We start from the raw sequence: 21515 nt of genomic DNA on the forward strand, positions 1-21515 counted from the left end.
TAAGAAATGCGCGGTGTGTCAGAGTCTCTCAAACTCGCAGCACGAAGACTTCTTCGGGTTGTGAGGTTAAGCGAACAAGCGTACACGGTGGATGCCCTGGCAGTCAGAGGCGATGAAGGACGTGCTAATCTGCGAAAAGCGCCGGTAAGGTGATATGAACCGTTATAACCGGCGATGTCCGAATGGGGAAACCCGGTGCACTTCGGTGCATCATCGTTAGCTGAATACATAGGCTAACGAGGCGAACCGGGGGAACTGAAACATCTAAGTACCCCGAGGAAAAGAAATCAACCGAGATTCCCCCAGTAGCGGCGAGCGAACGGGGAACAGCCCAGAGCCTGAATCAGCTTGTGTGTCAGTGGAACGGTCTGGAAAGGCCGGCGATACAGGGTGACAGCCCCGTACACGAAGGCACACAGGCTGTGAGCTCGATGAGTAGGGCGGGACACGTGATATCCTGTCTGAAGATGGGGGGACCATCCTCCAAGGCTAAATACTCCTGACTGACCGATAGTGAACCAGTACCGTGAGGGAAAGGCGAAAAGAACCCCGGCGAGGGGAGTGAAACAGAACCTGAAACCGTGTACGTACAAGCAGTGGGAGCCTTCGTAAGAGGGTGACTGCGTACCTTTTGTATAATGGGTCAGCGACTTATATTCTGTAGCAAGGTTAACCGTATAGGGGAGCCGAAGGGAAACCGAGTCTTAACCGGGCGTTAAGTTGCAGGGTATAGACCCGAAACCCGGTGATCTAGCCATGGGCAGGTTGAAGGTTGGGTAACACTAACTGGAGGACCGAACCGACTAATGTTGAAAAATTAGCGGATGACCTGTGGCTGGGGGTGAAAGGCCAATCAAACCGGGAGATAGCTGGTTCTCCCCGAAAGCTATTTAGGTAGCGCCTCGTGAACTCATCTCCGGGGGTAGAGCACTGTTTCGGCTAGGGGGCCATCCCGGCTTACCAACCCGATGCAAACTGCGAATACCGGAGAATGTTATCACGGGAGACACACGGCGGGTGCTAACGTCCGTCGTGAAGAGGGAAACAACCCAGACCGCCAGCTAAGGTCCCAAAGTCATGGTTAAGTGGGAAACGATGTGGGAAGGCCCAGACAGCCAGGATGTTGGCTTAGAAGCAGCCATCATTTAAAGAAAGCGTAATAGCTCACTGGTCGAGTCGGCCTGCGCGGAAGATGTAACGGGGCTAAACCATGCACCGAAGCTGCGGCAGCGACGCTTATGCGTTGTTGGGTAGGGGAGCGTTCTGTAAGCCTGCGAAGGTGTGCTGTGAGGCATGCTGGAGGTATCAGAAGTGCGAATGCTGACATAAGTAACGATAAAGCGGGTGAAAAGCCCGCTCGCCGGAAGACCAAGGGTTCCTGTCCAACGTTAATCGGGGCAGGGTGAGTCGACCCCTAAGGCGAGGCCGAAAGGCGTAGTCGATGGGAAACAGGTTAATATTCCTGTACTTGGTGTTACTGCGAAGGGGGGACGGAGAAGGCTATGTCGGCCGGGCGACGGTTGTCCCGGTTTAAGCGTGTAGGCTGACTTTCCAGGCAAATCCGGAAAGTTAAGGCTGAGGCGTGATGACGAGGCACCACGGTGCTGAAGTGACAAATGCCCTGCTTCCAGGAAAAGCCTCTAAGCATCAGGTAACATCAAATCGTACCCCAAACCGACACAGGTGGTCAGGTAGAGAATACCAAGGCGCTTGAGAGAACTCGGGTGAAGGAACTAGGCAAAATGGTGCCGTAACTTCGGGAGAAGGCACGCTGACATGTAGGTGAAGCCCCTGCGGGTGGAGCTGAAGTCAGTCGAAGATACCAGCTGGCTGCAACTGTTTATTAAAAACACAGCACTGTGCAAACACGAAAGTGGACGTATACGGTGTGACGCCTGCCCGGTGCCGGAAGGTTAATTGATGGGGTTATCGCAAGAGAAGCTCCTGATCGAAGCCCCGGTAAACGGCGGCCGTAACTATAACGGTCCTAAGGTAGCGAAATTCCTTGTCGGGTAAGTTCCGACCTGCACGAATGGCGTAATGATGGCCAGGCTGTCTCCACCCGAGACTCAGTGAAATTGAACTCGCTGTGAAGATGCAGTGTACCCGCGGCAAGACGGAAAGACCCCGTGAACCTTTACTACAGCTTGACACTGAACATTGAGCCTTGATGTGTAGGATAGGTGGGAGGCTTTGAAGCGTGGACGCCAGTCTGCGTGGAGCCGACCTTGAAATACCACCCTTTAATGTTTGATGTTCTAACCTGGCGCCATAATCTGGCGTGGGGACAGTGTCTGGTGGGTAGTTTGACTGGGGCGGTCTCCTCCCAAAGTGTAACGGAGGAGCACGAAGGTCAGCTAATCCTGGTCGGACATCAGGAGGTTAGTGCAATGGCATAAGCTGGCTTGACTGCGAGAGTGACGGCTCGAGCAGGTGCGAAAGCAGGTCATAGTGATCCGGTGGTTCTGTATGGAAGGGCCATCGCTCAACGGATAAAAGGTACTCCGGGGATAACAGGCTGATACCGCCCAAGAGTTCATATCGACGGCGGTGTTTGGCACCTCGATGTCGGCTCATCACATCCTGGGGCTGAAGTAGGTCCCAAGGGTATGGCTGTTCGCCATTTAAAGTGGTACGCGAGCTGGGTTTAGAACGTCGTGAGACAGTTCGGTCCCTATCTGCCGTGGGCGCTGGAGAATTGAGGGGGGCTGCTCCCAGTACGAGAGGACCGGAGTGGACGCATCACTGGTGTTCGGGTTGTCATGCCAATGGCACTGCCCGGTAGCTAAATGCGGAAGAGATAAGTGCTGAAAGCATCTAAGCACGAAACTTGCCCCGAGATGAGTTCTCCCTGAGACTATAAGTCTCCTGAAGGAACGTTGAAGACGACGACGTTGATAGGCCGGGTGTGTAAGCGCAGCGATGCGTTGAGCTAACCGGTACTAATGAACCGTGAGGCTTAACCTTACAACGCCAAAGAAGTCTGGCGTGTTGAGAGACAATTCAGCTTGTGACGGATAAACGTTCATGGCGGAAGCGGTGAACGGAACAGAATTTGCCTGGCGGCTGTAGCGCGGTGGTCCCACCTGACCCCATGCCGAACTCAGAAGTGAAACGCCGTAGCGCCGATGGTAGTGTGGGGCCTCCCCATGCGAGAGTAGGGAACTGCCAGGCATCAAATAAAGAACCCCTCAGCACCGCTGAGGGGTTTTTGCTTTATGAAATGGATACAAAACCGCAGGGTTTCGGGTATTACCGTATCCGGCTTTTTACGCGCGACAGCACTTAATGCCACCATCTGGTTATCCTCCGCCTTTCTTTCCCTGAACCCCGCCCCTTTGCGCTTATCGCCGGAATGACACCTGTGCTCGCTGCGCTGTCAGCCAGTCAGCGATAAACGCCGCCACCTGCGCGGGCTCGTTGATATCCAGTACCGTCTGTGCCACGCCGGGCAGGGGGATATCGCTGGCCACGGCAATCACGTGGCTGTCCGGCATTAACTCTGCGACGTCCCGCCCGGCACCCTCCCGGAACAGCATGATTTTCGCGATCGCCTCGTGTTTAAACCCTTCCACCAGAATCAAGCTTCGCAACAGAATACCGACGCTACGCACATCAGGGTTGCTACATTAAATCCATCCATACCCCGCTTACAATAAGCCCCGATCTTGCTCAACCTGCGGCCACGTCATATTCTGATTTTCAGCCTGTGAAGCTATGTCAGCAGCGTGTCGCCTTACTGTCGTGTCTCTGTCAGGCCCGTGTCGTGGCGGTTTTTACCAGCAGAGCGCAATACTGTCTGCCACATCCCTCATAAAGAAGGTCACAGTTATGCAAACCGAAAACCGCATCCGCGCGCTTCGCCTCGCTCGCGCCTGGTCTCAGGAACAACTGGCAGAACTCTCCTCGGTCAGCGTTCGCACTATTCAGCGCATAGAAAAAGGCGAGCCGCCCTCGCTCGAAACCTTAAGCGCGCTGGCCGCCGTTTTTGACACGCGCGTAGAAGAATTAACGGGCGCGCCGCTCCAGGCTGCGGGCCCTCTGGATGAAGCGGTATCCACTGCCCGCAGGCGTCTGGATGAGGAGCGACACTTTTATCGCAGCCTGTCCACTGCCGTGGTGGTTTGCGTTGGGCTTTTCCTGATTAATCGTTTTACAGCGCCGGAAAGTCACTGGTCATTATGGGCGATGCTCATTTGGGGTGGATTACTGGTAGTGAAAGGCCTGCGTTTATTCTTACTACGGGGCTGGATTGAACAATGGCAGCAGCAGCGGCTGCAAAAATTACTGCGCAAGTAAGAGAAAAGGCTCCTCAGCTTGCCTGAGGAGCCGACGCGTTACGATTTCTTACCCGGCAGGACGGTATTCATCACCTGATGCGCGGTATCGGCAATCACCTTACCAGCCGATTTATCGCCTTTCGCCATAGAGGACATAAACCCTTTCGCCTGGGCGAAGCTGATATGCGGTGGCAGCGGTGCCACTTCCGGATCGGTTTTCACTTCCAGTACGACCGGACGATCGGCCGCCAGCGCCTGCTGCCAGGCGGCCTGAAGTTCTTCCGGCGAATCTACATAAATCCCTTTCAGCCCGATTGATTCCGCAAACTGCGCATAGGGCACGTCCGGCACATCCTGCGTGGCGGCAAAGCGCGGGTTGCCTTCCATAATGCGCTGCTCCCACGTTACCTGATTCAGATCCTGGTTATTAAATACGCAGACGATCAACCGCGGATCGGACCAACGCTGCCAGTATTTCTGGATGGTAATCAGCTCCGCGAGATTATTCATCTGCATCGCGCCATCGCCCACCAGCGCCACGACGGGTTTTTCCGGGAAAGCGAATTTCGCGGCAATGGCATATGGCACTGCCGCGCCCATACACGCCAGACCGCCCGAGAGCGACGCCCGCTGGCCCTGCTTCACTCTGTAATCCCGCGCAAACCAGTTGGCGCATGAGCCGGAATCTGAGGTGACTATCGCGTTCTCCGGCAGCAATGGCGACATCTCCCACACCACGCGCTGCGGGTTGACCGGCGTCGCTTTCGCCATTGCGCGTTCTTCGATTTTCTCCCACCACGCTTTGACGGAAACCGCGATTTTCTCCTGCCAGCTGCGGTCTTCTTTACGCTTGAGCAGAGGAAGCAGCGCCTGTAACGTGCTTACGGCATCGCCATGCAAATTTACCTCTGTCGGGTAACGCAGACCGAGCATCGAGGCATCGATATCTATCTGTACCGCTCGCGCCTGTCCCTCTTTTGGCAGGAACTCTGTCCACGGGAAGCCGGTGCCAATCATCAGCAGCGTATCGCAGCCCTGCATCAGATCCCACGACGGCTCGGTGCCAAGCAGGCCAATACAGCCCGTCACAAACGGCGCATCATCTGGCAATACATCTTTGCCAAGCAACGCTTTAGCAACACCCGCACCGAGCAGGTTTGCCGCCTGTACCACTTCCACCGCCGCTTCGCGCGCACCCGCGCCTATCAGGATCGCGACTTTTTTGCCGTCGTTAAGAATATCCGCGGCGCGCTGAAGATCGTACTGATGCGGGATCACGTGCGGGCGCTGATAGCCGGGCCCGGAATGCGTGAAGCCATGCGCGTGCTGCGGCTCCTGCCAGGGTTCATCCTGAAGATCTTTTGGCAGGATCAGCACCGTCACGCCATTATTCGCTTTCGCAATCCGCACCCCGCGATCCACCAGATGACGCAACTGCGCGGGCGTTGCCGCCTCCTGAACAAAACTCGCCACGTCGCTGAAGACGCGATCCAGATTCAGTTCCTGCTGATAGGTCGCGCCGCGGGCGGTCGTTTCCGCCTGGCCTGCAATTGCGATAACCGGCATATGATCCATCTGCGCGTCATACAGGCCAGTTAATAGATGGGTAGCGCCCGGCCCGCCGGTTGAGAGGCAAACACCCGGCTCGCCCGTAAATTTCGCATGGGCGCAGGCCATAAATGCCGCCATCTCTTCATGGCGCACCTGGATAAACTCAATGCCGTCGCCGGCTTTATCGGCGCGCTGCAACGCGCCCAGTACGCCGTTAATCCCGTCGCCGGGGTAGCCGTAAATGCGGGTTACGCCCCAGGCTTTCAGTCGTTCTACAAAAAAGTCGCTCGTTTTTTTGGTCATTATCGTGCCTCGCGTCAGGTGAGTGTGCGCATAAATCCTGAGCTGCGCTCGAAAAGCTAACCTGTTGAAGGGTAGTCCACTTCATAGAGGTAAGCGAAAAGCGGGAGTTCTCTGAAGCCTGCTATGGTTATACGAAACGCATTACAGGAGGCACTATCGTGGCCACAAAGCCTTTTGATTATCAGCAGGACTTCGACAGCATCGACTTTCGCGCGCACCCGGAACGGTATCAGGTCGGGCGTGGCGAACAGGGCGTCTTATTGGTTGAGCCGTATAAAAGCGAAATCCTCCCGTACTGGCGCTATAAAGACGAAGAGAGCGCCAAAGCCTCGGCGGAAAAAATCTATCAGTTGTTTGAAGAGTACCGTGAAAAGGACGATTTTGTCGGGATGGATATGGCGCGCAAGTTCATTCAGATGGGGTACACCCGCGCGCGTCGCTACGCCAATTATAAAGGCGGCAAAAAATATGACGCCGACCGTAACCTGAATCCGCGCGGCAACGATCCGACTAAAGCGGCGGCGGCAAAAGTCTTTAAAGGGTGGTGGGATCGCATTCGGGCAGATGAAGATTATCTGCGGCGTAAAAAAGCCCATCAGGAAAAGTGGGGCTAACGACGCGTAAATTCCCCGCCTCCTCACGGAAATGCTATTAACATATAATTAACATGATGTTTTATAGCCTGCTAGTTGCCCCGGAGTACAAGCCGCGGATTTAAAAAGGAGAGAGACATGACCGAAGTTACCGCCCGGACAGATAAACCGTCACTGACTTCCAGCGATACCCGCCGACGTGTCTGGGCGATTGTCGGTGCCTCGTCTGGCAACCTCGTCGAGTGGTTTGATTTCTACGTCTACTCCTTTTGTTCGCTCTACTTTGCGCATATCTTTTTCCCCTCTGACAACAGCACCACACAGCTTCTGCAAACGGCAGGCATCTTCGCCGCAGGCTTTCTGATGCGCCCCATCGGCGGCTGGCTCTTTGGTTACATCGCCGATAAACATGGCCGTAAAACCTCCATGCTGATTTCTGTCTGTATGATGTGTTTCGGCTCGCTGGTCATTGCCTGCCTGCCGGGTTACGCAGTGATTGGCACCTGGGCGCCGCTGCTGTTACTTGTGGCGCGCCTGTTCCAGGGGCTGTCGGTCGGGGGAGAATATGGCACCAGCGCGACTTACATGAGCGAAGTGGCTATCGAAGGGCGCAAAGGCTTTTATGCGTCATTCCAGTACGTGACGCTTATCGGCGGGCAGTTAATGGCGCTGCTGGTTGTCGTCGTGCTGCAACAGATTTTGTCAGATGACGCTCTGCGCGCCTGGGGCTGGCGTATTCCCTTTGCGCTGGGCGCGGTGCTGGCGGTGGTGGCGCTGTGGCTGCGTTGCTCACTGGATGAGACTTCGCAGCAGGAGACGCGCGCGCTGAAAGAGGCGGGCTCGCTGAAAGGCCTCTGGCGCAACCGTCGGGCGTTCATCATGGTACTCGGGTTTACCGCCGCCGGTTCGCTGAGTTTTTATACGTTTACGACCTATATGCAGAAATATCTCGTCAATACGGCGGGAATGCATGCGAATACCGCGAGTATGGTGATGACCGCCGCACTCTTCGCATTTATGCTGCTGCAACCGTTCTTCGGGGCGCTGTCGGATAAAATTGGCCGTCGCAGTTCGATGCTCTGCTTCAGCGCGCTTGCCACGCTCTGTACCGTGCCGATCCTGATGGCGCTGCAAAATGTCAGTTCGCCGCTCGCGGCGTTCGGGCTGGTGATGCTCGCACTGCTGATTGTCAGCTTCTATACCTCGATTAGCGGCATCGTGAAAGCCGAGATGTTTCCCGCGCAGGTACGCGCGCTGGGCGTCGGGCTTTCTTACGCGGTTGCCAACGCGCTCTTTGGCGGCTCGGCGGAGTATGTGGCGCTGTCGCTGAAATCGCTGGGTTCAGAAACGGCGTTTTTCTGGTATGTCTCGGCGATGGGTGCCGTCGCGTTTCTGGTTTCGCTGAAGCTTCACCGCAAAGGAAAAGGCATGCGCCTTTAATGCTCCGCCATCTGCCAGACCGCATAACCGGCGCTGGCACCCGCCACGTCCCACGCCAGATCTTTCCAGCTCCAGCCGCTCCCCGCCGGGCGGCTGTCCCAGAGTTCTTTCGTCGCGCCAAGGGAAACCGAAAACATCAGCCCGAACGCGGCGGACCGATCCGGGGAATGCCCTTGCCGCTGGGCGTATTCATTCCCGGCGGCGGCGAGCAGCGCTGAGCCTAAAAAGTGCTGGGCTTTATCCTGGCCTGCCCAGCTATCCTGCGCCATATGGCTACAGCCGGTAAGTGTGACAACTAACGAAAGCAGAAAGGCGCGCATAGCGTTCTCCATAAAAAAGCCCTGCATGGCAGGGCTTCGTTAAGCGACAGGCGTCAGAGAATGCGGCTAATCAGCCGGTCGATACGGATACGGCGCAGGCGGCGGATAAGCTTGCGCACTTTTACCGGGTAATCGGCGATGCTTTGCAGGTCGCGATAGTGTTTTACCACCGTGGTATGGGTGCGGATTTCGGCAAGTTCACGCTGGCGCAGGGAAGCCAGTTGCTGCTTCGGATCGTGGATAAGAATCGCGTTTTCCAGATCGAGACGCCAGGCGCGCGGGTTAAGGTTGTTGCCGGTCAGCAGCATCCATTCATTGTCGACCCACATGCCTTTCAGGTGATAGCTGTTATCACCATCTTTCCACAGACGCACCACCAGTTGATCGGTGTTGACGTAATACTGCAGACGGCTTAAGAAACGGCGCAGGTTGATCTCATAGAGATAAGGCAGCGCGCCGATGATCTTAAACGGCTGATCTTCCGGAATATAGAAGTCGTTCGCCGTTTTATCGCCGACGATGATTTCCACTTTTTTGCCGTCGCGCAGAAGCTGGATGATATTACGCACCAGCACCGCGGGCAGGTTAAAGTACGGCGTACAGATGACCAGCTTCTCTTCCGCGCAGGGCATCAGGTGAAAAATGGCTTTATTCAGCGGGCTCGATTTGCCAAGCCCCACCAGCGGCGTCACGGCCAGCTGATCGTTATCGGCATCGCCCTGAAAATGGTACGCGGCGTCGCGCAGCAGATGGCGGAACTGGCGGATGTCGTTTTTGATTTCCGGGCTTTTTGGACGGTTCGGATCGTCGAGACGATTCACCGCGTGGCCATTCATTAACTGCGTGCGCACCCAGTCAAACATCACGTCGGCAAGCTTCGCGTTACGGATGCAATGGTAGCGGTCATAGCGATATTTATCGTGCTGGTGCAGATACACGTCGTTCAGGCTCGCGCCGCTGTAGAGCACGCAATCATCGATGATAAAGCCTTTGAAATGCAGCACGCCCAGCGCCTCGCGGGTATTCACCGGCACGCCGTAGACCGGCACGCTGACGTCCGGGTTTTCCTGCGCCATGCGGCAATACCAGTCGGCGTTAGTGTTCGAGGCTTCCACGCCGATGCGTCCGCGCTGCGCGCGATGCCAGTCCACCAGGACGCTGACGTCAAGCTCCGGGCGTTGACGCTTGGCTTCATAAAGTGCCGACAACACGCCTTTGCCGCCATCGTCCTGCTCAAGGTAGAGCGCGATGATGCAGATACGCGTGGTCGCCGTCGCTATCTTTTCCAGGAGCTGTTTGCGGAAATCGGCGGGCGCGAAACAGAACGCGACATCATCAACTGACTGAGAAAGCTTCGGTAGTTGGGCAAGGTGTTGTTGATGTTTGTTGCGTTTAAATTTTGACAACATCACAGTGCATATCTTCTCTGAAGTGGATGGTCTTCTGTGCAATGCAGACGACGGAAGCGGACGATAATACCATTACTGTCCAAAAAAGTGGTCAACATTTCCAGTACCTTACTCACGAATCGGCGGGTTTTGCCAGCGCCAGGCTCAGGGCAACGATGCCTTCATCCAACTGAATATCGACGCTAAAGCCAAGCTTGCGGGCTAGCGCCACCATCCCCTGGTTATGCGGCATGGTAATGCCATTCAGCCGCGATAAACCATGATCGCGCGTGTAGGCTATCAATTTTTCCAGCAGCCGACGCCCGAGGCCGAGGCCTTTAAGATCGGATCTGACAAGAACCGCGAACTCGGCGTCGATATTATCCGGATCGGAAATGGCGCGGGTAACGCCAATAATTTCCTCACTGCCTGTCTGCTGACGTACCGCCACAAAAGCCATTTCTCGATCGTAGTCGATCTGGGTCATATTGGCTAAATCATCATGGGTAAATTCATTGATCTCGCTAAAGTAACGGTAATAAAGATCTTCCTTCGTCACCTGCGAGATAAAGCGTTGTAGCTGGGGTTCATCTTCGGGAAGAATAGGGCGGAACAGGCAGCGCTCGCCGTTTTTCAGCGTCACCCACTCCTCTAAACGGTGTGGATAGGGGCGAACCGCCAGCCGCGCGTCTGCATCACCGCTAAAGGGCGCAAGCTGCATCGTGACGTCCAGCGCCGTAAAATCGCTGCCCGAAGCAAGCAGCGGATGAATATCCAGACGCGCGATTTCCGGGCAATCCACCACCAGGTTAGACACCTGCACCAGCAGCTCGCTTAAGCCTGCGATATCCAGGGGACGCAGCGCGCTACGCCCGCGAATTTTGCCGCTCTTAATGGCCTGTATGACCAGATAACGCGCCAGATTCATGTTCAGCGGCGGCAGCGCGACGGCGGCCTGCGCCTCAGGACGCCACTCGACACCGCCTTCGCCCAGCATAATCAGCGGCCCGAAGACCGGGTCGTGCTCGACGACCACCCGCAGCTCCTGCGCGCCGGCGCGGTTCGCCATGCTCTGCACCAGCAGGCCATGAATGCGCGCCTGCGGCCAGGTCATTTTCACCCGGTCAAGCATCGCGTCCGCCGCGCGCTGCACTTCGTGAGCGGTGCGCAGATAAAGCATCACCCCCTGAACTTCAGATTTATGCGGAATATCCGGCGAGCGCAGCTTCAGCGCCACCGGGTAACCAATCTCTCCCGCGATATGCACCGCCTCGGCGCTGTCGCCCGCTATCCATGTCGGCAGCGTGTGCAGGCCATAAGCCTCCAGAATCGGGCGCACTTCATGAGTATCGAGCTGCGTCACGCCTTCGGCGCACGCCTGCTGCAACAACTGGTGCGCCTGGGCGGTATCCGCCGGGAGCGTGGCGGGCAGCGCCGGGGTTTCCCGCAGCTGTTTCTGGTTGCGGCGATACTCCACCATATGCATAAAGGCGGTGACTGCGCCTTCCGGCGTGCGATAGGTGGGAATACCCGCTTCGCTGAACAGATGACGCGCCTCCTGGGAAGAGAACTCACCGCCCCAGTTGGTAATCAGCGTCACGTACTTGCCGCGCGGGTGGCGGTTAAAGAGATCGATCAGCGCGCGGGCGCTCTCGCTGCCGGGCGCGGCGGCGCTCGGCGAGTGGATAACCATCAGCGCGTCGAAATCGTGGCTGTCCAGCAGCGCTTCGATCGTTTTTAAATAGCGCGCAGGCGTGGCGTCATCGCGCAGGTCGAGCGGGTTGTCAGCGTGAATGCCTTCCGGCAACTGCTGCTGAAGCCGCGTCAGCATGGCGTCATCGAGCGTGGCGAGTTTCCCCTGTCGCCGCCAGAGTTCGTCGAGCGCCAGCGCGGCAGGGGCGGCGCCGTTGCTGACAATCATCAGTCGCTCGCCGCGCAGCGGGCGCATATGACTTAAGGTTTCCACCGCCGAGAACAGTTCATGAGTGTCCTGTACGCGCAGCAGACCGGCGCGCTGGATTGCCGCATCCCAGGCTGTGTCCAGCCCGGCGTGGGTATTCAGCAGACGGCGCGCGCTGGGGCTGCGCCCGCTCTTGATGACCAGGATAGGTTTATTGCGCGAGGCGCTACGCGCGGCGGAGACAAAGCGTCGGGCGTCGCTCAGGTGCTCCAGGTAGAGCAGAATGGCGCTGGTTTTACTGTCGCGGGCCAGGTAATCGAGCAGTTCATCGACGTCGATATCCAGGCTGTCGCCCAGCGCGATAAACCAGGAGAAGCCGAGCTGGCGCTGCTGCGCCCAGTCGAGAATCGTGTTTGAAACGGCAGCGGACTGCGAAATAAACGCAAGTTTGCCTTTGCGGATCGGCACCGGCGAAAAACTGGCGTTAAGACCCTGCCACGGCGCCAGCAGCCCCAGGCTGTTCGGGCCGAGCAGGCGCATCTGGAAGCGCGCCGCGCAGGCCAGCAGTTCGGCATGTTGTTCCGGGGGCGATGAGAGCACCAGGCAGGTTTTACAGCCTTTTTCGCCAAGCGCCTCCAGCAGCGCCAGATTGCGCTTTGCGTGGGTACACAGCACCGCGAGATCGGGCGTAAACGGCAGGCTTGCGACATCCGGCCAGGCCAGCACGCCACAGACCGCTTTCCAGGCAGGCGTCACCGGCAGAACCGGCCCGCTAAAACCGCCCGCCAGCAGATTGCGCATCATCAGAAAACCGGCTCTGTCGGGTTTCATCGTTGCGCCGATGACGGCGATGGATTTGGGACGTAACAGCGCTTCCAGGCCACGTTGGCTCATCATTTCCTCCGGCGTCGAAGTGACCTGATGATTTTAAACGCTTTCTGCCTGCGCTGCTGTGACGCTGCCCTGATGATGTGGTTTACCGGCCAGATAGCGCTCGCGAAACAGCGCAAAGTGATCGCTTAATCCCTGCGCCGCCGCGGTATCGCCCGCGCCGTCCAGCAGTGCTATCGCCACTTCCGCCGTACAGTACTGCCCGTCGGCGTGCGCTTCGCGCAGCTGATAGGCCGATACCCGCGTTAAATCCACCGACATCACCGGCAGCGCGTCAAGATAAGGGCTTTTGCGAAACATTTTGCGCGCTTCGGTCCAGGTGCCGTCGAGCATAATAAAAAGCGGCGGCTTGCCGGTACGCGGCGGGGCGGTCAGCACGTCGCGTCCGGCATCGGCGTAAGACGCCGGGAACACCACCACAGGCTGATAGTCAGGGTTTGCCACGAGTTCAAGAAGCGCTGCGGGCGGCTCGGTGCGCGACCACTGAAACGCCTCCGTATCAGGCAGAATATCGGCGATAAGCCTGCCGGTATTGCTGGGCTTCATCGGCTCGGTATCAAACATCACCAGACAGAAACGGCTGCGGGCCGGTTGGGGTTGCAGCGTGTCGCATAAGCAGTGTCGTAACGGCAGCAGGCAACGCTGGCAGCGCTTAATACGGTTGCCGCGGGCGAGAAAAGGGCGGGTGGCGCGTGCCAGGCGCTCGGCGCGCAGGCGAAGGACGGCGTTTTCAGTCATGGGAAGTCGGCAAAAACGCCATTGTCGCAGAGGGAATCGCGGGGCACAAGACGCGCCCCGCGGCAGACGTTATACGGCTTCGTTCGTCGCTTCGTTCAGCCAGGTATCGAACGGCGCTTTTGGTACAGCGCCGTTGAGCATATCCACCAGCTGTCCGTTTTTGAACATCATGATGGTCGGGATGCTGCGAATGCGAAAACGCGCGCTCAGCTCCGGCTCGGCCTCGGTGTTCACTTTTACAAAGCGTATTTTGCCGCTGCGCTCTTCGGCGACATCTTCAAAGATCGGCGCAAAGCTACGGCACGGGCCGCACCACGGCACCCAGAAATCAATCACTACCGGCAGGTCATCTTTAAGCAGCTGATCCAGCGTTTCGCTGGTGGCGTTAATCACATCGCCGTCAAACAGCGCGTGGCCACAGCGGCCGCACTTCGCGCCGTCTTCAATACGCTCTTCATCCACGCGATTGACAGTCTGGCAAGCGGCACAAACGGTATTCATAGCTAACCTCTGGGTTGCAGGTGACAGAAACCGACGCGGAAACGTCGGCTATGTTTCGATAATGTTATCCAGTATCTGCAAGAATGTTTCGAGGCTCAAACCGTTTTATCCAATGAGTACAATAGTTATTAGCTTTTGCGCGAAAGAATGGCTAAGCGCGGACACATCGGGTAATCTGCGCGCTTCGCGCAGCGCAGGTGGAGAAAGACATGAACGACGAATTTAAAGGCAAGAGCGGCAAGGTCAAAGTGATGTATGTCCGCAGTGATGAAAATACGGACAAACGCAGCTCAAACCCGCGTACCGGAAAAGGCGGCGGTCGTCCCGTTGGCAACGGTAAACCGGAAGGCGGTCGTCGTGCTGCGCGCAGTGACAGACCGTCTGACCGTGAACGCAGCCGTGGCCGTGACGGCGACGGCGACCGTGAGGCATCACCGTGGCGCACTGTTTCCCGCGCGCCGGGCGCAGAAGCGCCAGCGAAGCCGGATCATGGCGGCATCAGTGGCAAAAGTTTTATCGATCCGGAAGTGCTGCGCCGTCAGCGCGCCGAAGAGACCCGCGTCTATGGCGAAAACGCCTGTCAGGCGCTGTTCCAGAGCCGTCCGGAATCTATCGTTCGCGCCTGGTTTATCCAGAGCGTGACCCCGCGCTTTAAAGAAGCACTGCGCTGGATGGCGGCGAACCGCAAAGCGTATCACGTGGTGGATGACGCGGAGCTCACCAAAGCTTCCGGCACCGAGCATCACGGCGGCGTCTGCTTCCTGATTAAAAAACGCAGCGGCGCGAGCGTTGACCAGTGGCTGAGTAAAGCGGGCGATGAAGATTGCGTGCTGGCGCTGGAAGATGTGGGCAACCCGCATAACCTCGGCGCTATTGTGCGCAGCTGCGCGCACTTCGGCGTGAAAGGCGTGGTCGTGCAGGACGCCTCGCTGCTGGAATCCGGCGCGGCGGTGCGTACCGCAGAAGGCGGTGCCGAGCATGTCGAGCCGATCACCGGCGACAGCTTCAGCGACGCGCTGGCGCAGTTCCGCGCTGCCGGTTACGCCATCGTGACCACCTCCAGCCATAAAGGTACGCCGCTCTTTAAAGCGACGCTGCCGAAGAAAATGGTGCTGGTGCTGGGCCAGGAAAGCGAAGGTATTTCTGAAGCGACGCAGGCGAATGCCGATTTAAGCCTCTCCATCGACGGCACCGGCAATGTAGAAAGCCTGAACGTTTCTGTCGCGACCGGCGTACTGCTCGCCGAGTGGTGGCGTCAGAATAAAGCGTAAAAAAAACGCCAGCGTAAGGCTGGCGTGATAAACGTTAAAGCCTCCTGCGGGAGGTTTTTTATTGGGCGTTTTCCGGCAGAACGGGCATCCAGTCGATGGGGGCTTCGCCACGGCTTTCCAGATACTGATTCGTTTTGACGAAATGACCGCAGCCAAAGAAACCGCGATGCGCGGAGAGCGGCGACGGGTGCGGCGCCTGCAACACATGGTGGCGGTTGCGGTCGATAATCGCGCCTTTTTTCTGCGCATGCGAGCCCCAGAGCAGAAACACCACGCCTTCACGATGCTCGTTAATCAGCGAGATCACTTTATCGGTAAAGGTCTCCCAGCCCAGATTGGCATGCGAATGCGCTTTGCCGGCCTGTACCGTCAGCACGGTATTAAGCAGCATAACGCCCTGGCGCGCCCAGCTTTCTAAATAACCGTGAGAAGGGCGGGCGAAACCCGGCACCGACTGCTCCAGCTCTTTATACATGTTGACCAGCGATGGCGGCGGCGCGACGCCCGGACGTACCGAAAAGGCGAGGCCATGCGCTTGTCCTGGCCCATGGTAAGGATCCTGGCCCAGGATCACCACTTTCACATCGCCAAGCTCGGTAAAGCGGAAGGCGTTAAACACCTCTTTCTGCGGCGGATAGATGGTGACGCCTGCTTCACGCTCGGCAGCGACAGTGGTCAGGATCTTTTTGAAGTAAGGCTTTTCTTTTTCATCAGCCAGCACGTCGTGCCAGGTCAGTTTATCGGTCATCTCGCTCTCCTGCGATTTTCTGTTTCCTAAGCTTAACGCCTTATTTCCGAAGAACAAAACCGGGCCGTGCGTGACGCAGATTTACAAAATTCCCGAAGGTTCGGGACAGCGCTAAGTTGATGTAAAGCAATTCCTTTATGTTATACCCACATTCATAGAGTGGTTTATTTTGATTTAAATCAAAGAATGACCGCCCTTTGGTGGTATATAAAACAATAAGACAACATTGGTTTTACCAATTAGCCAGCCGCCTGTTCTGACGCCTGCTGGCTGAACGCATCAAACTCGCCCACAGGGAGGCAACTTATGATCACAGGTATCCAGATTACTAAAGCCGCAAACGACAGTCTGCTGAACTCTTTCTGGCTGCTCGATAACGAAAAAGGCGAAGCACGCTGCGTCTGCGCCAAAGCCGGTTTTAATGAAGATGACATCGTGCCGGTGAGCCAGCTTGGCCAGTTCGAATACCGTGAAATTCCGATGGAAATCAAACCGGAAGTGCGTGTGGAAGGCGGTCAGCACCTGAACGTGAACGTGCTGCGTCGTGAAACGCTGGAAGATGCCGTTAAGCACCCGGAAAAATATCCGCAGCTGACTATCCGTGTTTCCGGTTACGCGGTGCGTTTTAACTCGCTGACTCCGGAACAGCAGCGCGACGTGATTGCCCGTACCTTTACCGAAAGCCTGTAAGTTCAGACGTTCGTTCACCGGCGGCGCGCCGTCGGATAAAACAAAAACCGCCAGCATCGGCTGGCGGTTTTTTTATCACTCTGCCTTATCGGATGACGCTGTCGCGTTACCGCTCGGCTTACGGCGTTTGCCGATATTTTTGGTGTCGCGGTGACGTTTTTTCACGCGCGGCTTCTCTTTTTCTTTCTCTTTTTTCTTCTCTTCGCGTTTCGCGAGCGCTTTTTTGGACGGTTTGCCGGTGAGCTTTTCACTCGGCGCACGCGTGGTCGGACGCAGTTCATCAATCACGCGGGCTTTCAGCGGTTCGTTAAGGTAGCGGCCTACTTTGCCCAGCAGCAGATGGTCGTGCGCTTCAACCAGCGAAATCGCGGTGCCTTTACGCCCTGCGCGACCGGTACGGCCAATGCGGTGCAGATAGGTGTCGGCGGTGCGCGGCATGTCATAGTTAAAGACGTGGCTGACATCCGGAATATCAATCCCACGAGCGGCCACATCGGTGGCGATAAGCACATTAACGCGGCCGTCGGTCAGACGTTTAATCGCCTCGTTACGCTTCACCTGCACCATTTCGCCTTCGAGATAGCAGTTATTGATGCCCGCTTCACGCAGCCAGTTCGCCAGCTCATGCACACGCTCGCGTTTACGCACAAACACGATGGAGCGGGTGGCTTCCGGCTGCTTAAGCAGGTGCACCAGCAGCGCGGTTTTGTGTTCGATGTTATCGGCGCGGTAATACCACTGGTGGATCTTTTTGCGCTCGCGGGTGGAGGGCGTCGCAGAGACTTCCACCGGCTCTTCCAGCAGGCGTTCGGCGAAATCTTTAATCGCGTCGCCTTCAAGCGTGGCGGAGAACAGCAAAGTCTGTTTGCGCCAGCGGGTTTCACCCGCGATAGTTTCGATATCCTGCGCGAAGCCCATATCCAGCATACGGTCGGCTTCATCAAGGATGAGGGTTTCCACCGCGCGGCAGTCGAAGTTTTCTTCTTTAATGTATTGCAGCAGACGACCCGTCGTGGCGACCACGATATCCTGGTTTTCGCTGAAGACTTCCGCGTGATTCATATAAGCCACACCGCCGGTGATCGTGGCGATATCCAGATGCGTATGCTTTGCCAGTTCGCGCGCATGCTCTGCAACCTGCATCGCCAGTTCGCGGGTCGGGGTCAGGATAAGAATGCGCGGCGGCCCCGATTTTTTGCGAGGGAAGTCGAGCAGATGCTGCAACGCCGGCAACAGATAAGCTGCCGTTTTACCGGTGCCTGTCGGCGCAGAACCGAGCACATCACGCCCGTCGAGCGCAGGCGGAATGGCGGCCGCCTGGATAGCGGTCGGGCGGGTGAAGCCTTTTTCCTGGAGCGCGTCCAGCAGGCTGTCATCTAGTTCAAGTTCGGAAAAAGTGGTTACAGTCATTTTCTACCTCAGTGTGGGGCGCAGATTATAGACGTTCAGCGCCCAATGTTCATCCCTTTCCCGGCTTCTCCTTTTCCCCGGCGGCGCTTTCGCCTATGCTACAGCGGTTTTGTTACCAGGTCTTAAAGATGTCGCAGCCAAAAACCCCGTTACGCCGCAATGGTTTTACCTTCAAACAATTTTTTGTCGCGCACGACCGCTGTGCGATGAAAGTCGGTACTGATGGCATTCTCCTCGGGGCGTGGGCACCGGTTGCGAAAGCGCAGCGCGTGCTGGATATCGGGGCGGGCAGCGGTTTGCTGACGCTGATGCTGGCGCAGCGCACGGATGATACCGTGACGCTGGATGCCGTCGAGCTTGACGCCCAGGCCGCAGATCAGGCTCGTGAAAACATTGATGCCTCGCCGTGGGCGGCGCGGATTCAGGTGCATAGCGCCGATATACAGACCTGGACGCAGCAGCAGACGCAGCGCTACGAACTTATCGTCAGCAATCCGCCTTATTATGACAAAGGCGTCGCCTGCGCCACGCCCGCCCGTGAACAGGCGCGCTACACTACAACGCTCGATCACGGAACGCTGCTCGCCTGTGCGGCACAGTTAATTACGGAAGAGGGGTTCTTCTGCGTGGTGTTGCCGGAAAGCAGCGGCGAAGCGTTCAGCCGTCTGGCCGGCGAACAAGGCTGGCATTTGCGGCTACGCACCGATGTGGCCGAAAACGAAGGAAAACTGCCGCACCGGGTGCTGCTGGCGTTTTCCCCATCGCCTGGCGAATGCTTCTGTGATGATTTACTGATCCGCGGGCCGGATCAGCACTACTCACCGGCCTATTGCGCCCTCACGGAAGCTTTCTACCTGTTTATGTGAACCAGCGGGGCGAGCACCGACGGCCCGGATTCCGGCAACGTTTCCGGGTAATCCAGCGTGTAGTGCAGCCCGCGGCTCTCTTTGCGCATCATGGCGCAGCGGACGATAAGCTCCGCCACCTGAACCAGGTTACGCAGCTCCAGCAGGTTATTGGAGACGCGGAAGTTGGCGTAATACTCTTCTATCTCCTGCTGTAACATCGTAATGCGTCGCAGCGCGCGCTCCAGACGTTTGGTGGTGCGCACAATGCCCACGTAATCCCACATAAACAGCCGCAGCTCATGCCAGTTATGCTGCAATACCACCAGTTCATCCGGGTGCTCCACGCGGCTTTCGTCCCAGGCGGGCAGGGTTTTGACCTCGCGCGCATAGGGCAGGCGCAGCCGGATATCTTCCGCCGCCGACCAGCCGTAAACCAGACACTCCAGCAGCGAGTTTGAGGCCATACGATTCGCGCCGTGCAACCCGGTGTAGGTCACCTCGCCGATGGCGTAAAGCCCGTCGACGTCGGTGCGTCCGTGCTCATCGACCATTACGCCGCCGCAGGTGTAGTGCGCCGCGGGCACCACCGGCACCGGCTCTCGGGTGAGATCGATGCCAAGCCCCAGTAGCTTTTCATAAATCGTCGGGAAATGCTGGCGAACAAACGCCTCCGGCTTGTAGCTGATGTCGAGATACATGCAGTCGGCGCCGAGACGTTTCATTTCATGGTCAATGGCGCGCGCCACGATATCGCGCGGCGCCAGTTCGGCGCGCTCGTCAAACTCCGGCATAAAGCGGGTGCCGTCAGGACGTTTAAGATAAGCGCCTTCGCCACGCAGCGCTTCGGTCAGCAGGAAATTGCGCGCCTGCGGATGAAACAGGGCGGTTGGATGGAACTGATTGAATTCGAGATTCGCGACGCGACAACCGGCGCGCCAGGCCATCGCGATGCCGTCGCCCGAGGCGATATCCGGGTTGGTCGTGTACTGATAGACTTTTGACGCACCGCCGGTGGCGAGCACCACGGCTTTCGCGCGACAGGTTTCCACTTCTTCTTTATTGCGGTTCCAGATCCAGGCACCCACCACGCGGCGCGTGCCCGGCAGACCGATTTTATCAGAGATAATCAAATCCACGGCGTTATGACGCTCAAGGATGCGGATATTCGGATGGCTTAACGCTTTATCCATCAACGTTGTAGCGACGGCCTTACCGGTGGCGTCCGCCGCATGCAGAATGCGGCGGTGGCTGTGGCCGCCTTCACGCGTGAGGTGGTAGCTCTCTTCGCCGTTCGACTGCACTTCGGTATCAAACAGCACGCCCTGATCGATAAGCCACTGCACGCAGTGGCGGGCATTACTGGCGACAAACTCGACGGCGCTGCGATCGCACAGGCCAGCGCCTGCAATCAGCGTGTCTTCTACGTGCGAGGCGATGCTGTCGGTTTCGTCAAAAACCGCGGCTATCCCGCCCTGGGCATAAAAGGTAGAGCCTTCGCTCAAAGGACCTTTGCTCAATACTATCACCTGGCTATGTTCCGCCAGGCGCAGCGCCAGTGAAAGGCCGGCGGCACCGCTGCCGACAATCAGCACATCACAGTGAAGTTCAGGTGTCTTATTCATTGTCGTGTTTAATTTACTAAACAAGGTTTGGCCAGCATAGCACCGTAATGCGAAATCAAACACGCTTTTTTTAATCTGCGTTGTAAACGCTAAACACGAGAGAGAGATTCTGACTTAACGCATAGCCGCATACTCAAAACGCTGCGTACCGCCGCGCATCCTCAGGATTTAAAGGTGAAAAAATGGTGGTGTTGCGTTACCCTGCAAGCGGTCTGTGCAACAAAATACAGCCCTGGCAGGCCGTTATTCAGATTGTGAACATATAATGAGTAGAACTGGCGTTCGCCATTGCCGCACAAAAACAAAGGCGTAACGGAACTTTCCGGGCAACCGGCGCTCTAAGCTTCTGCTTGCTCACAGTGCAGAGTTCGGGTGGCATTTCGATTACGCGTGGAAATTCAGGTTTGGGGAGACATTACCTCGGATGAGCGAGCAGTTAACGGATCAGGTCCTTGTCGAACGGGTCCAGAAGGGAGATCAGAAAGCCTTTAACTTACTGGTCATTCGCTACCAGCATAAAGTGGCGAATCTGGTGTCCCGCTATGTCCCCTCAGGCGACGTCTCTGATGTTGTTCAGGAATCTTTTGTTAAAGCCTGGCGCGCGTTTGATTCTTTTCGCGGCGACAGCGCATTTTATACCTGGCTCTACCGTATCGCCGTGAATACGGCAAAAAACTATTTAGTGGCTCAGGGCCGCCGTCCGCCGTCCAGTGATGTGGATGCCAACGAGGCGGAAAATTTCGAAAGTGGCGGCGCGTTGAAAGAAATTTCGAACCCAGAGAACTTAATGTTGTCTGAGGAACTGAGACAGATTGTATTCCGTACCATAGAGTCACTCCCGGAAGATTTACGCATGGCAATTACGTTGCGGGAGCTGGATGGCCTGAGCTATGAAGAGATAGCGGCTATTATGGATTGCCCGGTCGGTACGGTACGCTCCCGCATTTTCCGTGCGCGGGAAGCCATTGATAATAAAGTTCAACCGCTTATCAGGCGTTGACGATAGCGGGATACTGGAAAA

Annotated in this window: 16 protein-coding genes, 2 rRNA genes and 1 pseudogene; 9 read left to right on the top strand and 10 right to left on the bottom strand. The window is 57.0% G+C overall.

Annotated features, from left to right (window positions below):
* Nucleotides 1–64: 64 nt before the first annotated feature.
* Nucleotides 65–2967 (top strand): 23S ribosomal RNA (locus CSK29544_RS09340).
* A 91-nt stretch (nt 2968–3058) separates the two neighbouring features.
* Nucleotides 3059–3174, top strand: a 5S ribosomal RNA gene (gene rrf / locus CSK29544_RS09345).
* A gap of 170 nt (nt 3175–3344) precedes the next feature.
* Here rrf and CSK29544_RS09350 read toward each other — a convergent pair.
* Nucleotides 3345–3584, bottom strand: a pseudogene (locus tag CSK29544_RS09350) (molybdopterin-guanine dinucleotide biosynthesis protein MobB); the annotation flags it as partial.
* A 247-nt stretch (nt 3585–3831) separates the two neighbouring features.
* On the opposite strand from CSK29544_RS09350, the gene CSK29544_RS09355 reads away from it, so the two are divergent.
* Complete coding sequence (locus CSK29544_RS09355; RefSeq protein WP_007897189.1) at nt 3832–4299, top strand: helix-turn-helix domain-containing protein; 468 nt, start codon at nt 3832–3834, stop codon at nt 4297–4299.
* A gap of 38 nt (nt 4300–4337) precedes the next feature.
* On the opposite strand, the gene CSK29544_RS09360 is transcribed toward CSK29544_RS09355, so the two are convergent.
* Nucleotides 4338–6134, bottom strand: coding sequence for a thiamine pyrophosphate-requiring protein (locus CSK29544_RS09360; protein ID WP_029039329.1), 1797 nt, complete (start codon nt 6132–6134; stop codon nt 4338–4340).
* A 158-nt stretch (nt 6135–6292) separates the two neighbouring features.
* On the opposite strand from CSK29544_RS09360, the gene CSK29544_RS09365 reads away from it, so the two are divergent.
* Nucleotides 6293–6748: a DUF4385 domain-containing protein gene (locus CSK29544_RS09365; protein ID WP_007897194.1), complete on the top strand. Its 456-nt coding sequence runs from the start codon at nt 6293–6295 to the stop codon at nt 6746–6748.
* Between the two features lie 117 nt (nt 6749–6865).
* Entirely contained in the window at nt 6866–8167 is a 1302-nt protein-coding gene (locus tag CSK29544_RS09370) for an MFS transporter (protein WP_007897198.1), read from the top strand.
* Here CSK29544_RS09370 and CSK29544_RS09375 read toward each other — a convergent pair.
* The 5 genes from CSK29544_RS09375 to trxC all read right to left on the bottom strand — a co-directional run bounded on the left by CSK29544_RS09375 (nt 8164) and on the right by trxC (nt 13905).
* Entirely contained in the window at nt 8164–8487 is a 324-nt protein-coding gene (locus tag CSK29544_RS09375) for a YfiM family lipoprotein (RefSeq protein WP_014728264.1), read from the bottom strand. The two genes, CSK29544_RS09370 and CSK29544_RS09375, sit on opposite strands and share 4 nt — an antisense overlap.
* Before the next feature lie 53 nt (nt 8488–8540).
* Nucleotides 8541–9896, bottom strand: coding sequence for a CDP-diacylglycerol--serine O-phosphatidyltransferase (gene pssA, locus CSK29544_RS09380; protein ID WP_004386364.1), 1356 nt, complete (start codon nt 9894–9896; stop codon nt 8541–8543).
* A gap of 112 nt (nt 9897–10008) precedes the next feature.
* Nucleotides 10009–12669, bottom strand: coding sequence for a bifunctional acetate--CoA ligase family protein/GNAT family N-acetyltransferase (locus tag CSK29544_RS09385; RefSeq protein ID WP_007897201.1), 2661 nt, complete (start codon nt 12667–12669; stop codon nt 10009–10011).
* Nucleotides 12670–12702: 33 nt separating this feature from the next.
* Nucleotides 12703–13404, bottom strand: coding sequence for a tRNA-uridine aminocarboxypropyltransferase (locus CSK29544_RS09390; RefSeq protein ID WP_007870112.1), 702 nt, complete (start codon nt 13402–13404; stop codon nt 12703–12705).
* A 69-nt stretch (nt 13405–13473) separates the two neighbouring features.
* On the bottom strand, nt 13474–13905 hold the full coding sequence (gene trxC, locus CSK29544_RS09395; RefSeq protein ID WP_029039328.1) for a thioredoxin TrxC: 432 nt from the start codon (nt 13903–13905) through the stop codon (nt 13474–13476).
* Between the two features lie 209 nt (nt 13906–14114).
* On the opposite strand from trxC, the gene CSK29544_RS09400 reads away from it, so the two are divergent.
* Nucleotides 14115–15176, top strand: a complete 1062-nt coding sequence (locus CSK29544_RS09400) for a tRNA/rRNA methyltransferase (protein ID WP_007897204.1) — start codon at nt 14115–14117, stop codon at nt 15174–15176.
* 58 nt (nt 15177–15234) lie between these two features.
* On the opposite strand, the gene ung is transcribed toward CSK29544_RS09400, so the two are convergent.
* Nucleotides 15235–15924: a uracil-DNA glycosylase gene (ung, locus tag CSK29544_RS09405; protein WP_007897206.1), complete on the bottom strand. Its 690-nt coding sequence runs from the start codon at nt 15922–15924 to the stop codon at nt 15235–15237.
* A gap of 306 nt (nt 15925–16230) precedes the next feature.
* Between ung and grcA the strand changes: the two genes are divergently transcribed.
* Nucleotides 16231–16614: an autonomous glycyl radical cofactor GrcA gene (gene grcA, locus CSK29544_RS09410; protein ID WP_004387369.1), complete on the top strand. Its 384-nt coding sequence runs from the start codon at nt 16231–16233 to the stop codon at nt 16612–16614.
* Between the two features lie 75 nt (nt 16615–16689).
* Here grcA and srmB read toward each other — a convergent pair whose 3' ends face one another.
* Nucleotides 16690–18024 carry an ATP-dependent RNA helicase SrmB gene (srmB, locus tag CSK29544_RS09415; RefSeq protein ID WP_007870105.1) on the bottom strand — a complete coding sequence of 445 codons (1335 nt, stop codon included), beginning with the start codon at nt 18022–18024 and terminating at the stop codon, nt 16690–16692.
* A gap of 128 nt (nt 18025–18152) precedes the next feature.
* Here srmB and trmN point away from each other — a divergent pair, with 128 nt between their 5' ends.
* Complete coding sequence (trmN, locus tag CSK29544_RS09420; protein ID WP_007897208.1) at nt 18153–18890, top strand: tRNA(1)(Val) (adenine(37)-N(6))-methyltransferase TrmN; 738 nt, start codon at nt 18153–18155, stop codon at nt 18888–18890.
* Here the strand turns inward: trmN and nadB are convergent.
* On the bottom strand, nt 18875–20494 hold the full coding sequence (gene nadB / locus CSK29544_RS09425; RefSeq protein ID WP_007897211.1) for an L-aspartate oxidase: 1620 nt from the start codon (nt 20492–20494) through the stop codon (nt 18875–18877). The two genes, trmN and nadB, sit on opposite strands and share 16 nt — an antisense overlap.
* Nucleotides 20495–20918: 424 nt before the next feature.
* Here nadB and rpoE point away from each other — a divergent pair, with 424 nt between their 5' ends.
* Complete coding sequence (rpoE, locus tag CSK29544_RS09430) at nt 20919–21494, top strand: RNA polymerase sigma factor RpoE (protein ID WP_004387373.1); 576 nt, start codon at nt 20919–20921, stop codon at nt 21492–21494.
* The last annotated feature ends 21 nt before the right edge of the window (nt 21495–21515 follow it).

This window comes from Cronobacter sakazakii (genome assembly GCF_000982825.1).
Classification (GTDB): domain Bacteria; phylum Pseudomonadota; class Gammaproteobacteria; order Enterobacterales; family Enterobacteriaceae; genus Cronobacter; species Cronobacter sakazakii.

What these genes read in the sequence shown, in the direction of transcription:
- CSK29544_RS09355 (WP_007897189.1), top strand. Translation starts at nt 3,832, where the DNA reads ATGCAAACCGAAAACCGCATCCGCGCGCTTCGCCTCGCTCGCGCCTGG.
- CSK29544_RS09360 (WP_029039329.1), bottom strand. Translation starts at nt 6,134, where the DNA reads ATGACCAAAAAAACGAGCGACTTTTTTGTAGAACGACTGAAAGCCTGG.
- CSK29544_RS09370 (WP_007897198.1), top strand. Translation starts at nt 6,866, where the DNA reads ATGACCGAAGTTACCGCCCGGACAGATAAACCGTCACTGACTTCCAGC.
- CSK29544_RS09375 (WP_014728264.1), bottom strand. Translation starts at nt 8,487, where the DNA reads ATGCGCGCCTTTCTGCTTTCGTTAGTTGTCACACTTACCGGCTGTAGC.
- pssA (WP_004386364.1), bottom strand. Translation starts at nt 9,896, where the DNA reads ATGTTGTCAAAATTTAAACGCAACAAACATCAACAACACCTTGCCCAA.
- CSK29544_RS09385 (WP_007897201.1), bottom strand. Translation starts at nt 12,669, where the DNA reads ATGAGCCAACGTGGCCTGGAAGCGCTGTTACGTCCCAAATCCATCGCC.
- CSK29544_RS09390 (WP_007870112.1), bottom strand. Translation starts at nt 13,404, where the DNA reads ATGACTGAAAACGCCGTCCTTCGCCTGCGCGCCGAGCGCCTGGCACGC.
- trxC (WP_029039328.1), bottom strand. Translation starts at nt 13,905, where the DNA reads ATGAATACCGTTTGTGCCGCTTGCCAGACTGTCAATCGCGTGGATGAA.
- CSK29544_RS09400 (WP_007897204.1), top strand. Translation starts at nt 14,115, where the DNA reads ATGAACGACGAATTTAAAGGCAAGAGCGGCAAGGTCAAAGTGATGTAT.
- ung (WP_007897206.1), bottom strand. Translation starts at nt 15,924, where the DNA reads ATGACCGATAAACTGACCTGGCACGACGTGCTGGCTGATGAAAAAGAA.
- grcA (WP_004387369.1), top strand. Translation starts at nt 16,231, where the DNA reads ATGATCACAGGTATCCAGATTACTAAAGCCGCAAACGACAGTCTGCTG.
- srmB (WP_007870105.1), bottom strand. Translation starts at nt 18,024, where the DNA reads ATGACTGTAACCACTTTTTCCGAACTTGAACTAGATGACAGCCTGCTG.
- trmN (WP_007897208.1), top strand. Translation starts at nt 18,153, where the DNA reads ATGTCGCAGCCAAAAACCCCGTTACGCCGCAATGGTTTTACCTTCAAA.
- nadB (WP_007897211.1), bottom strand. Translation starts at nt 20,494, where the DNA reads ATGAATAAGACACCTGAACTTCACTGTGATGTGCTGATTGTCGGCAGC.
- rpoE (WP_004387373.1), top strand. Translation starts at nt 20,919, where the DNA reads ATGAGCGAGCAGTTAACGGATCAGGTCCTTGTCGAACGGGTCCAGAAG.